Consider the following 12145-nt stretch of genomic DNA (forward strand, 5'->3'; position numbering starts at 1 on the left):
GGATTCAGATTAAGGGCTGAAAAGACAGCCTCAAAATGATTGGAAGGCTCCATCTCATATAATTCATGCATGTCAAATAGACTTAGTTGTCGTATAATGTACATAGGGCATCTCACCTCTCTGTTAGGTTAGTGTGGTAACTACCATTATACAGAATTTGGGGAGGTGCTCCATTTTTTGTGCCTTGAATACCTTGAGACTCAAGGGCTCTAAATTATGAAATTAACTCAATCACCTAAAAACTCTTTTATAGGTTGTCCATTGTTAAACAACTGATCCTTTGAGAAATAATCTGCTCACCGGGTAGACAGATAATCCGGTTATATAATGTCAAAGCGTTTTCGCTCTTTTCATTGGTACATTAAATGATTCATAAACAGCAGATCATGACCTGCGAGCGTGGGTGTCATCGATGCGTCACAACGAGTTAGGAGCAAATAAATACATGCGAATCATATAGATCATTACAGTTGCTACTACAAGCGCCTTCAACCATTCCCAACGTCTAATTGTTTATTTTCAAGTCGTTGAACAAATTTTATACTCATTGGATTAAAAAAGGCTTGCACTTTGGCAAGCCTTTTTCGTTTCTTATCGCGCTTTGATACGAGCTGCTTTTCCGCGACGGTTGCGCAAGTAGTAAAGCTTTGCTCTGCGAACCTTTCCACGGCGCATAACTTCGATTTTATCGATCTTTGGAGAATGTACAGGGAAAGTACGCTCCACGCCAACACCAGACGAAATTTTACGCACAGTAAATGTTTCGCTAATGCCGCCACCACGACGTTTAATGACGACGCCTTCAAAGACCTGGATACGCTCACGACTTCCCTCAACGACCTTAACGTGTACACGTACTGTGTCACCGGCCCGAAACTCAGGAAGATCCGTCTTCAATTGCTCTTTTGTCAATTCTGCAAGTAATTGTTGCATGCCGTTCACTCCTTCCACACCAGGCTCATGCGTATGTTGCTACGCAGCGGAACGTGGGTAATTTCAAACACACCATATCTTAGCATATTCCAGAAGCAACATCAAGGACGTTTTTTATCGTTTCGCCACTCGTTTAACCATTGTGTCTCTTCTTCCGTCGGCGGATATGTGTTCAGTAAATCGGGTCGTCGTTCAAGCGTGCGCATAAATGATTCACGTCTACGCCATTCAGCAATTCGTTCATGGTTTCCGCTTAACAAAACTTCCGGGACATCCAACCCACGAAAGCTTGCTGGCCGTGTATAATGCGGATGCTCTAACCGTCCATCACTAAAAGAATCCGTCTTAGCTGAAACCGCGTTTCCAAGTGTACCAGGCAATAGCCGGGTCACAGCATCGATGACGACCATCGCCCCTAGTTCACCGCCAGTCAAAATATAATCCCCAATAGAAATTTCCTCATCGACAAGCGCTTCGCGAATGCGCTCGTCATAGCCTTCATAATGTCCACATAAAAACAATAAATGATCTTTTTCTGCTAGCTCATGAGCCTTTGCCTGTGAAAAAGTGGTACCTTGCGGGCACAGTAGGACGACGTGCGGCTGACTAGAACTTGACGTTTTGATCGCATCAACCGCATCAAAAAGCGGCTGTGGTGTGAGCAGCATGCCTGCGCCTCCACCATATGGTGCATCATCGACGGATTGGTGTTTATTGTCTGCATACGTCCGAAAATCAGTGACGTGATAGCTTACACGCTCTTGGTCCTGTGCTTTTTTGAGCATGGACGTATTGAGCACACCCGAGAACATTTCAGGAAATAGCGTTAATACATCTATTCTCATTCATCGATCAATCCTTCAATGAGATCAATGACGACCTTTTTTTGTTCAACATCTACGTGGCGAACGACATCATCAATATAGGGAATAAGTACGTCTTTTCCTCCTGAGGATGGACGGATGATCCAAACATCGTTGGCACCCGTTTGAAGAATGTCAGTAATTCGTCCGATCTCATCTCCCGACGCAGTGTAGACTTGACAGTCACGGATTTCATGCTGATAGTATTCTCCATCTTCAAGCTCATGTAAGTGAGATTCAGGTACCCACAATTCTAAATTCTTTAGACTTTCCGCTTCTGTAAGATTTTTAACCTCTTCTACGACTAAAAGGTAACCCTTTTTATAAGGACGGCACGAATGAACAGTTAACGGGCGATGCTCTTCGTTCCCAACAAACGCATAAACCTGTTCGCCACTGGCGAAACGCTCTTCAGGAAAATCAGTCGTCACTTGAATGCGCATCTCACCTTTAATGCCATGTGTATTCACAATTCGCCCTACGCGAAACCATTGCAACCGGGTTCCTCCTTTCTAGCGAATATCTTTAATTACACCATCTTCTACGATGATTTCTGCCGGCTTGTCTTCCCATTGCATACCAACCTCAATGTCCTGCTCAATCTCTACCTCAGCCACCTTAAGCTCTGTACCTCCAGGAAGAAGATCGAGCTGTTCCATCTGAAAGTTAATTGATTCCACTGCTTCTTCTTTCGCAACCAACTCTTTACGCAGACGTTGCGTCGTTTCAGTTTGCTTTTGGTGCTCTGAACGCTTTAAATAAAACTTCAATTGCTCATACTCACGCACAGCTTGATCATGATTGGTCTGTAAAGTGGCACGAATTCGCGCTCGCTCATCGGGAGTGAGCACTTTTTTAACAACGGCTTTTCGAATCATCTTCACCGTTTTCATTCCCCTTTTCCAAAAGGATGAAAGACACTCACTATGGAAGTGAGATCAACAGATAAAAAGGTAGCGCGTCAAACTACAGTAAGCAAAAATGCAAAGAAAGGGAGAGTGGCTCATCCCCTCCCCCTTTTTACTGAATATCTAAATACACTTTTTGCGGATGCTTCGAGGCATACGCATACACGACGGATCGAATGGCTTTCGCCACACGCCCATTTTTGCCAATCACTTTCCCTTTATCTTCAGGATGCACAATGAGCGCATAGACATCACCACGGCGATCCTTACGATGGATCACCTCAACAGCTTCAGGATAGTCCACAATGGGCTTCACTACTGTTTGTATGAAGTGTATCATCGCCTAATCCTCTTAGCGACCGCTCTTAGACTCGTGATGCTTTTGCATGATGCCTTTCGTTGAAAACAAGTTACGCACTGTATCGGAAGGTTGTGCACCATTCGCCAACCATTCCAAAGCCTTCTCTTCGCTCACATCGAAAGCTGCTGGTTTAGCCGTTGGGTTGTAAGTTCCAATCTCTTCGATAAAACGGCCATCACGCGGAGAACGAGAATCTGCTACGACAACTCGATAAAAAGGCTTCCTTTTGGAACCCATACGCTTTAAACGGATTTTTACTGCCATTTTGTCTTGCACCTCCAAATGTTCTGTACACAAATAAGAATGTTACCAAATGAAAGAGAGGTTGTAAAGGGTTTTTATTTAACACCCTACATGAATGGGAATTTCATTTGCCCTTTTTTCTTTCCTTTTTGCATATTTGTCATCTGCTTCATCATCTTCTTCATTTCATTAAATTGCTTTAACAGCTGATTGACCTTTTGTACGGACGTACCGCTGCCAGCGGCAATGCGCTTTTTACGACTGGCATTGATGATTTCGGGAGATTCACGTTCTTGCTTTGTCATCGATTGGATGATCGCTTCAACAAAAACAAGCTGCTTATCGTCCACCTCAAGGTTTTTCATGCCTTTCATCTTATTAGCTCCAGGGAGCATGCCAATCAGCTCATCGAGAGGTCCCATCTGCTTAACCTGACCGAGCTGCTCGAGAAAGTCATCAAAGGTAAACGACATTGACCGAAATTTATCTTCCAGTTCTTTTGCTTTTTTCTCATCCACATTTGTCTGTGCTTTTTCGATCAGCGAAAGAACGTCTCCCATGCCTAAAATACGAGACGCCATACGATCTGGATGAAATTCCTCAAGCGCATCAAGCTTTTCACCGGTACCAATAAATTTGATCGGTGTCTCAGTTACAGAACGGATCGATAGCGCAGCCCCGCCACGGGAGTCTCCATCAAGCTTCGTAAGCACGACGCCGGTCAAGCCAAGGCGATCATTGAAGCTTTCAGCGACATTTACTGCATCCTGCCCCGTCATCGCATCAACGACGAGTAGGATTTCATCCGGTTGGGTCACTTCTTTAATTTGTTGAAGCTCTTCCATTAAGGTCTCATCAATATGAAGACGACCCGCTGTATCGATAAATACAATATCTTGGTGGGTCTCTTTTGCCTCTTCGACAGCCTCACGGGCGATGTCAACCGGGTTTGCATCTGTCCCTTTAGAATAAACAGGCAGCTGAAGCTCCCGACCTAACGTTTCCAGCTGATCGACCGCCGCAGGACGATAAACGTCCGCTGCTGCCATTAACGGCTTTTTATTGTGCTTTTTTCGGAGATAATTGGCTAGTTTTCCTGATGTTGTCGTTTTTCCTGCCCCTTGAAGACCGACCATCATAATGACAGTAGGCGGCTTTTTACTCATGTCGATTTTGCTGGCGTCGCCACCCATGAGTTCGGTCAGTTCTTCCTTAACAACCTTGATCACTTGCTGCCCAGGCGTCAAGCTTTCCAACACCTCTTGACCGACAGCGCGTTCTTTCACACGGTTAACAAAGGATTTAACGACCTTGAAGTTGACGTCCGCTTCAAGGAGTGCCATCCGTACTTCGCGCATCATCTCTTTGACATCTGCCTCAGAGACCTTACCTTTTCCCTTGATTTTTTGGAGTGTGGCTTGCAACCTTTCTGCCAACCCTTCAAACGCCAATACAATCCCTCCTTTTAATCAAGTCTTTCAATCTCTTCAAGTAACTGTAGAGCATCGTCCTCGACACCTTGTTTCATAAGCGTCGATTTCAATGTGTCGAGAAGCTGGTCCCGCTTGTGAAAGCGTTCCAGCAAGTGTAGCTTCGATTCATAATCCTCCAGTAATGCTTCTGTACGCCGTATATTATCGTACACCGCTTGCCGGCTCACTTCGAAATTCTCGGCGATCTCACCAAGCGAATAATCTTCACAATAATAAAGGTTCATGTAGGCGTGTTGTTTTTCAGTCAGTAGAGGGGCATAAAAATCAAACAAGCTAGTCATACGATTTGTCTTATCTATCATTACCCTCACCTCAAATCACCAAGCATCTTCTTGACACTATAGCAATATCACTAAAATGCGTCAAGTGTTTTTACTTGCAATCCCTTTTCACGACGACTGCTGCTCTACTTCATCAGCAAACAAACCGTACACAAACTGGTGCGAATCAAAAGGTTGTAAATCATCCATCTGCTCACCAAACCCGACGTATCGAACGGGTAGTCCTAACTCATGACGAATCGCCAGAATCATTCCGCCTTTGGCAGTTCCGTCTAGTTTAGTTAACACAATTCCAGAGACGTCTGTTGCTTCTTTAAACGTCTTGACCTGACTCATTGCATTTTGGCCCGTCGTTGCGTCAAGAACGATGAGTACATCATGAGGCGCTCCCGGAACTTCCCTTGAAATGACACGCTTTACTTTGGAAAGCTCGTTCATCAAATTCACTTTATTTTGCAGCCTGCCCGCCGTATCACAGAGGAGAACATCAACGCCACGTGACTTTGCTGACTGAATGGCATCGTACATCACCGCAGCTGGGTCTGATCCGGCAGCTTGCTTCACGACATCGACACCCGCACGCTCGCCCCACTTTTCTAACTGCTCAATCGCGCCTGCCCGAAATGTATCTCCTGCTGCAAGCAACACACTTTTTCCTTCTTGCTTCAGCTGATGAGCCAATTTGCCAATCGAGGTCGTTTTTCCGACACCGTTAACACCAACGATTAAAATAACCGTTAAGCCGTCTGCCTGTATGCGAAGCGGCGCTTCTGTCTCTTCATCTTCAAACAGTGCTGCTAACTTTTCAACGATGACTTCTTTCACTTCGTTTGTATCCTGAATGTTACGTCGGCGAATTTCATCCTTCAGCATATCGATGAGTTCCATCGTTGTATTGACACCGACGTCAGCCCCAATAAATGCATCCTCTAACTCTTCAAAAAAGTCTTCGTCTACTTTACGGTATTTTGCCAGCACATCATTCACTTTTTCGGTAAATGAGCTTCTCGTTTTTTCAAGTCCGCCTTTAAATTTCTCGGTGACTTGATTCGTTTGTCCACTTATCTTATCTTTTAGCTTTTTAAAAAAACTCATTCGTGTTCATCCCTTTCTGTAATTACACAAGTACGGACTGCTTGGCTTCCTCTAGCTGCACAGAAAGCACCTTAGACACACCCGACCCTTGCATCGTTACGCCGTATAATACTTCCGCTTCTTCCATTGTACCCTTCCGGTGAGTAATGACGATAAATTGCGTTCCTTGACTAAACCTTTTTAAAAACTGTGCGAAACGAACAACATTCGCTTCGTCAAGCGCTGCTTCAACCTCATCAAGCACACAAAATGGTACGGGACGCGCTTTAAGTATAGCAAACAATAACGCAATGGCCGTTAGGGCCCTTTCACCACCGGAAAGTAAGCTTAAATTGCGGCGTTTTTTCCCAGGAGGCTGACATACGATATCGACACCAGAGGTTAAAATCTCTTTAGGTGACGTGAGAATGAGATCAGCCGCACCGCCGCCAAATAGTTCCGTGAAAATTTGACCAAAATGGTACCTAATTTCTTCAAAGGACGTTAGGAAGCGTTTCGACATTTCTTGATCCATCTCTTGAATAATGTCATACAGTGTGGCTTTTGCCTGCTGCAAGTCCTCCCGTTGCCCTTGTAAAAAGGTATATCGTTCATGAATACGGTCAAATTCTTCAATAGCACCAATGTTTACGTTGCCAAGCTCTTCAATGCCACGCTTGATGAGCGCCACTCTTTCGCGTGCTTCTTCTAAATTTATCTCTAATGGATAATCCAGCTTTGCCTTCTCAAAGCTTAAATTATACTCAACTTGAAGCTTATTTAAATGATTTTCTAGCGTAACATCCAGTCGATTGTTTTGAATATCAAGCGTTTGGATGTCTTTATGTAGCTCGTCTAGCCGCTCGCTTAAAGAAGTGAAAACCGATTGCTGTTTAGTGAGCATTTCTTGCAAATCATTTTTTTGCGCTGCGAGCTGCCCATGCTTTTCTTCACTGTCGGCAATCTCTTGTTTAAATACTTCAATATGCTTCGTAATTTCTTCAGCACTCATTTGCCCTTTTGACATATCTTCAGAGAGTAATGATAACTCTTCTTTCCTTTGCCTTAATCGTGCTGAATTGCGGTCATGCTCCTTTTGCAAGTGGTCGACCTTCTCTTTTTGATAATGCAATGATTCTTTCTTTTGCGCAATGGCTATTTTTATTTGTGTGCATTCTTCATTGGTTTGCTGCAAGTGTTCTTCGGCAATCTTTTTTTGTTTTTCTGTTTGCAGAATTGTTTCGTTCGTTTCCTGCACTAAACGATCGGCGTCTTCCTTCTCCGTTTTAAGAGCATCAAGTCGTGAAGAAAGCTGCTCTATTTCAGAACGAACGAGTCGATTTTCTTGATCAAACAAGGTGAGATGTTCATTGGCATGTTTTAATTCTAAAACGTATGATTCTTTTTTTCTGGATGCCTCATTCACTTCTTCTTCAATGGCAGCTTTTTGTTCTTCCCATTGACTGCTTTCATGCTGGCGTGACTCCAACAACTTTTTACGCTCGTTAACAGCCGCCTCTAGCTTTGCCGTCTTCTCTTTCATCATCTGATGCTCGCTTTCTAAACGTGCTAAGTCATTTTTTCGCGAGACAAAAGAAGATTTTGCTGCATTTGACTGTCCCCCTGTCATCGAGCCTCCAGGGTTCACAACATCACCTTCGAGCGTAACAATTTTATGACGACGTCCTGAAGCAGAAGCCATTTGATTGGCCGCTGTAAGATTCTTAGCGATCAAAATATGTCCTAATAAATGTTGAACAACCTGTTTGTAAGTATCATCTGTTTGAACAAGTGTACTCGCCTGGCCAACCCAGCCTTCCATCGACGACAAGCGATCTAGCACATGGTCTGGGATTGTACGCGGTTGTATTGTCGTCAAAGGGAGAAATGTCGCCCGCCCTTGCCGATTCGCCCGTAAAAATTGGATCGCTTGTCGGGCTGATGACTCATCTGATGTAATGATGTGCTGCTGCTGCGTCCCTAACGCTGTTTCAATCGCCGTTTCATAGTTTTGAGGCACACGAATGACTTCTGCAACAGCTCCATGAACCTCTTGAAGGCGCCCGCTTTTTGCTTTTAAAACTGCTTTAACGCCTGAATAAAACCCTTCATACCCTTCCTGCATCTGCTTAATTACTGTCATTTTCGATTCTTGCTCGCGAACGTAATGGTATGCTTGATAAAGCTTATCCTGTAGCTTTTTCAATTCTTCGCGCTCGCGTGCGACATCCGTTTTGTATGTATCAATATTTGTAACGATCTCTCTAAGCGTAGCCTGCTGTGCAATGAGCTCATCCTCAGCTTTTTTCAAGGATGAGGTTAGCCTATTCCGCTCATCAATGCGATTTTGGTTCTGACGTTCTAAACGGCGTTGCTTTTCTTCGTTTCGTTGCAATTGATCCTCAATATAGCGAATTTCATTGTTGGCTGCAGCCGCTTTATTCATCGCTTCAATATAATCACTTTTCAAGGCGTCAATGTCTTGTGCGGCATTCCATTCATTCGTCGCAATCCAAGCCTGCTTTTCTTTTAATTGATCTTCCAATTTTTTGAAAGACTTTTCTTCACTTTTTAACGTCGCACGTTCTCTAGCCAGTTGGTCTTTTGACCAGTCGGTCGCTTCCGTAAGCTCTTTGACTTCAGCTTCATAACGATCTTTATTTTGATGAGCATTACGCTTCCGCTCAGCTAACACTTTTTTTTGGCCCTCTAGCTTTTCAAGCTCCTGCTTATGTCGATACAGCGTCGTTTGATTCTCTTCAAACTCTTTTTCTAAAGCAGTGAGCTGTTCTGTGCAAGTTGTCACTTCAGACTGATACGCCATTTTTTGTGCTTCAAGTCGTTCAGCATCACTGTTCTTATGCGCGAGCTTTTGTCCGATATCCTTCCAAGACGCATGAAGGTGCTCAATTTCCGCAACCGTGACCGCGACCTCAATATGCTCAAGCTCCTCTTTTTTATCTAAATAATCTCTCGCAATAGAGGCTTGCATTTCCAAAGGCTCAAGCTGACCATGAATTTCATGGATGATGTCTTCCACCCGATGAAGGTTTCCTTCTGTTTCCTCAAGCTTGTCTTCCGCTTGCCGTTTGCGGTTTTTATATTTCAGCACCCCTGCCGCTTCTTCAAATATTTTGCGCCGGTCCTCTGGTTTACTATTTAATATTTCATCCACCTTTCCCTGACTAATAATCGAAAAGGCTTCTTTTCCAAGACCTGAATCCATAAATAGTTCAATAATGTCTTTCAGCCGACACGGTTGCTGATTAATTAAAAATTCGCTCTCTCCACTGCGATACACACGACGAGTGACACTGACCTCACTATAATCAATAGGTAGCGTCCGATTTGGATTATCGAACGTGATTGTCACTTGGGCCATTTGCATTTTTCGCTTACTGTCACTGCCTGAAAAAATGACATCCTCCATCTTTGAGCCCCGCAATGATTTAGCAGATTGTTCTCCTAAAACCCAGCGAATGGCTTCTGTAACGTTACTTTTTCCGCTCCCATTCGGTCCAACAATGGCTGTTACACCTTTAACAAAATCAATTGTGATTTTGTCTGCAAAAGATTTAAAACCGACCATCTCAATTTTCTTTAACAGCATGCCAATCACCGCCTTCTCCTAAAAATCGTGCTGTTATTCTATATTGAAAGCCGCTTGATGCTTTGTTACGATAAAACCTAACGATGACAAAGGAGGCTCTTCTAATTGAATTATTCCGAACCGAACGAAAAAAACCTGAGCTTGATGTTAACAGAAATTGCGCAAGATCTCCAAGTGGTCAATACACGTATGCTTGATGCCAGTGATTACGATCTCCAGCATTATGACACCGTAAAAGATGTATATGACATGGTCAAGCGCACAACTAACCTTTCCGTTAGCGACCGTGAAGCTATTTTACAAGCCCTTAGCTCGTGTCGCAAAAAGTGAACAGCACACGGTGCGTACATTCGTTGAAAAAAGGGCCTACGCATTCGCAGAACCCTTGTGTTGGTTGATATCGAGAAACTTTCTTTCAATACATAAGTATGTCATCGAGCCAGCCTATGTCATTTTTTCGAAGGTCTCTATCGCTTTTCTGGCCGCTTGTTGCTCCGCTTCTTTTTTTGAGCGGCCTAGACCTTTTCCTATTGAATCCCCGTTCAAATTTACAGATGCGACAAACTCACGATGATGCGCGGGACCGTTCTCCTCTAAAATCTCATATTCGAGAATTCCTGCTCCTTTTTGTTGAACGATTTCTTGCAGTTGACTTTTATAATCCATCACATGAGAAAAAGCACCCTCAGAAATCGATGGATAGACATGCTTCTGCAAAAATATTTCCACCGTTTCGATTCCCTGATCCAAATACAAAGCCCCTATGAACGATTCAAAAGCGTCTGCAAGCAAAGCCGGTCGACGCCTTCCTCCCGTTAGCTCTTCACCTTTTCCAAGAAGAACTAAATCTCCAAAAGACAGCTTCTCTGCAAAACGAACGAGCGAAGGCTCACAAACGACGGCCGCCCGCAATTTTGTCAGCTGTCCTTCCGACATTTTCGGATATTTTTTGAATAAAAACTGCGATATCATGAGTTCAAGGACGGCATCTCCAAGAAACTCTAATCGTTCATTATCTTCATAGGGTTTAGAACGATGCTCATTCACATACGATGAATGTGTAAATGCTTGATATAATAGATCTTTATGATGAAAAGAAATCTCATGCATCTCTTGAAACTGATTGATTTTTCTCTTTTGATCAGCAGTTAAATGCTTTGACCGTACGTCACTTCTCCTGTTCATATTGGTCCTCCCAAACACGCATATTTGACTACAAGAGAGGGCACCGAACATCCACTTGGTTCCTCTTATCATGAAGCTACGATTTTAAAGTAAGCTTCAAAAATCAAATAGTAAAGTCCGTGGACGTTTCCTGTCTAATTGATCAGTAAACGCCCACAGAATTCGACAAGTCTTACTGATGGCTTTCGATGTATGTGACTGCATCACCAACGGTTGCGATTTTCTCAGCATCCTCGTCGGAAATTTCCATATCAAAAGCATCCTCAAGCTCCATCACTAATTCAACAACATCAAGTGAATCAGCACCAAGATCATCTTTAAAAGACGCTTCTGGCTTAATCGTTGCTTCGTCAACCCCTAGACGGTCAACAACAATCTTAGATATACGGTTAAAAATCTCTTCATTTGCCACGTTCGTCACCTCCTCTCAAGTAAACCATTTATTGAAGAAATTACATAGCCATACCACCATTGACTTGCAGCAGCTGGCCTGTAATATAGTGTGCTTCATCCGAAGCGAGGTAGCTGACGGCACTTGCTACATCTTCCGGCTGACCAAATTTAGCGAGTGGTATTTGCTTCAACAATTCACTTGCTACGTCTTCGCCTAACTCGTCTGTCATTTCTGTCTCAATAAAGCCTGGTGCGACGGCGTTGACCGTAATGTTTCTGCTTGCCAATTCTTTGGCAGCTGTCTTCGTCATTCCGATGACGCCTGATTTACTTGCTGTGTAGTTTAACTGGCCAGCATTCCCAGTAACTCCAACAACAGAAGATACATTGATAATCCGACCCACTCGCTGCTTCATCATTTGGCGGGTCACCGCCTTCATACAAACAAATACGCCTTTTAAATTCGTATCAATAACGTCGTCCCATTCATCTTCTTTCATGCGCATCATAAGATTGTCTCTCGTAATGCCAGCGTTGTTGACGAGTACGTCGATACGGCCGAAAGTGTCAATCGTTTGTTTAACCATAGCGCCTACAGCTTCTGCATCGGCGACATTACCTTGAATCGCCACGGCTTCAGCACCGAGCTCCTGTGCCTGTTTGACAACTTCTTCAGCTTTTCTTTGTTGCCAGCATAATTGACAACAACATTTGCGCCAGCTTTTGCAAAATAAAGTGCGATCGCGGCCCCGATCCCTCTGGACGCGCCAGTGACAATCACTGTTTTACCCTTCATGCGTG

The 12145-nt window shown here is 43.8% G+C and carries 13 protein-coding genes and 1 pseudogene; 1 reads left to right on the forward strand and 13 read right to left on the reverse strand.

The genetic code is table 11. The annotated features are described in order from the left end of the window. Positions 1 to 591: 591 nt before the first annotated feature. The 10 genes from rplS to smc all read right to left on the reverse strand — a co-directional run bounded on the left by rplS (position 592) and on the right by smc (position 9766). A complete protein-coding gene (gene rplS, locus G4V62_RS03955; protein ID WP_165199460.1) occupies positions 592 to 933 on the reverse strand; it encodes a 50S ribosomal protein L19 in 342 nt (113 codons plus the stop codon). 101 nt (positions 934 to 1034) lie between these two features. Beyond that, on the reverse strand, positions 1035 to 1778 hold the full coding sequence (gene trmD / locus G4V62_RS03960) for a tRNA (guanosine(37)-N1)-methyltransferase TrmD (protein ID WP_165199461.1): 744 nt from the start codon (positions 1776 to 1778) through the stop codon (positions 1035 to 1037). Then, positions 1775 to 2293 carry a ribosome maturation factor RimM gene (gene rimM, locus G4V62_RS03965; protein ID WP_165199462.1) on the reverse strand — a complete coding sequence of 173 codons (519 nt, stop codon included), beginning with the start codon at positions 2291 to 2293 and terminating at the stop codon, positions 1775 to 1777. Before rimM ends, trmD begins: the two co-directional genes overlap by 4 nt. Before the next feature lie 15 nt (positions 2294 to 2308). Continuing rightward, a complete protein-coding gene (locus tag G4V62_RS03970) occupies positions 2309 to 2674 on the reverse strand; it encodes a YlqD family protein (protein WP_246218249.1) in 366 nt (121 codons plus the stop codon). A 142-nt stretch (positions 2675 to 2816) separates the two neighbouring features. Then, positions 2817 to 3044, reverse strand: a complete 228-nt coding sequence (locus G4V62_RS03975; protein ID WP_165199465.1) for a KH domain-containing protein — start codon at positions 3042 to 3044, stop codon at positions 2817 to 2819. Between the two features lie 12 nt (positions 3045 to 3056). After that, positions 3057 to 3329: a 30S ribosomal protein S16 gene (gene rpsP / locus G4V62_RS03980; RefSeq protein ID WP_165199467.1), complete on the reverse strand. Its 273-nt coding sequence runs from the start codon at positions 3327 to 3329 to the stop codon at positions 3057 to 3059. 86 nt (positions 3330 to 3415) lie between these two features. Further along, entirely contained in the window at positions 3416 to 4759 is a 1344-nt protein-coding gene (ffh, locus tag G4V62_RS03985; protein ID WP_165199469.1) for a signal recognition particle protein, read from the reverse strand. A gap of 14 nt (positions 4760 to 4773) precedes the next feature. Then, positions 4774 to 5103: a putative DNA-binding protein gene (locus G4V62_RS03990; RefSeq protein ID WP_165199471.1), complete on the reverse strand. Its 330-nt coding sequence runs from the start codon at positions 5101 to 5103 to the stop codon at positions 4774 to 4776. Positions 5104 to 5190: 87 nt separating this feature from the next. Then, positions 5191 to 6177: a signal recognition particle-docking protein FtsY gene (gene ftsY, locus G4V62_RS03995; protein WP_165199473.1), complete on the reverse strand. Its 987-nt coding sequence runs from the start codon at positions 6175 to 6177 to the stop codon at positions 5191 to 5193. A gap of 22 nt (positions 6178 to 6199) precedes the next feature. Then, complete coding sequence (smc, locus tag G4V62_RS04000; protein ID WP_165199753.1) at positions 6200 to 9766, reverse strand: chromosome segregation protein SMC; 3567 nt, start codon at positions 9764 to 9766, stop codon at positions 6200 to 6202. Between the two features lie 105 nt (positions 9767 to 9871). Here smc and G4V62_RS04005 point away from each other — a divergent pair, with 105 nt between their 5' ends. Beyond that, positions 9872 to 10096: a DUF1128 family protein gene (locus G4V62_RS04005; RefSeq protein WP_165199475.1), complete on the forward strand. Its 225-nt coding sequence runs from the start codon at positions 9872 to 9874 to the stop codon at positions 10094 to 10096. A 114-nt stretch (positions 10097 to 10210) separates the two neighbouring features. Here G4V62_RS04005 and rnc read toward each other — a convergent pair whose 3' ends face one another. From rnc to fabG, 3 genes and pseudogenes are all read right to left on the reverse strand, one after another. Then, positions 10211 to 10951 (reverse strand): ribonuclease III, encoded by a 741-nt coding sequence (gene rnc, locus G4V62_RS04010; RefSeq protein ID WP_165199477.1) that lies wholly within the window; start codon positions 10949 to 10951, stop codon positions 10211 to 10213. Between the two features lie 172 nt (positions 10952 to 11123). Then, complete coding sequence (acpP, locus tag G4V62_RS04015; RefSeq protein WP_376768262.1) at positions 11124 to 11363, reverse strand: acyl carrier protein; 240 nt, start codon at positions 11361 to 11363, stop codon at positions 11124 to 11126. A 40-nt stretch (positions 11364 to 11403) separates the two neighbouring features. After that, positions 11404 to 12140 (reverse strand): annotated as a pseudogene (fabG, locus tag G4V62_RS04020) (3-oxoacyl-[acyl-carrier-protein] reductase). Positions 12141 to 12145 lie beyond the last annotated feature (5 nt).

The sequence above is a fragment of the Litoribacterium kuwaitense genome, from assembly GCF_011058155.1.
Classification (GTDB): Bacteria; Bacillota; Bacilli; order Bacillales; family DSM-28697; genus Litoribacterium; species Litoribacterium kuwaitense.

Excerpts from the sequence above, each read along its gene's own strand:
- rpsP (WP_165199467.1), bottom strand. The coding sequence starts at position 3,329 with ATGGCAGTAAAAATCCGTTTAAAGCGTATGGGTTCCAAAAGGAAGCCT.
- smc (WP_165199753.1), bottom strand. The coding sequence starts at position 9,766 with ATGCTGTTAAAGAAAATTGAGATGGTCGGTTTTAAATCTTTTGCAGAC.
- rplS (WP_165199460.1), bottom strand. The coding sequence starts at position 933 with ATGCAACAATTACTTGCAGAATTGACAAAAGAGCAATTGAAGACGGAT.
- trmD (WP_165199461.1), bottom strand. The coding sequence starts at position 1,778 with ATGAGAATAGATGTATTAACGCTATTTCCTGAAATGTTCTCGGGTGTG.
- G4V62_RS03975 (WP_165199465.1), bottom strand. The coding sequence starts at position 3,044 with ATGATACACTTCATACAAACAGTAGTGAAGCCCATTGTGGACTATCCT.
- rnc (WP_165199477.1), bottom strand. The coding sequence starts at position 10,951 with ATGAACAGGAGAAGTGACGTACGGTCAAAGCATTTAACTGCTGATCAA.
- G4V62_RS03970 (WP_246218249.1), bottom strand. The coding sequence starts at position 2,674 with ATGATTCGAAAAGCCGTTGTTAAAAAAGTGCTCACTCCCGATGAGCGA.
- ftsY (WP_165199473.1), bottom strand. The coding sequence starts at position 6,177 with ATGAGTTTTTTTAAAAAGCTAAAAGATAAGATAAGTGGACAAACGAAT.
- G4V62_RS03990 (WP_165199471.1), bottom strand. The coding sequence starts at position 5,103 with ATGATAGATAAGACAAATCGTATGACTAGCTTGTTTGATTTTTATGCC.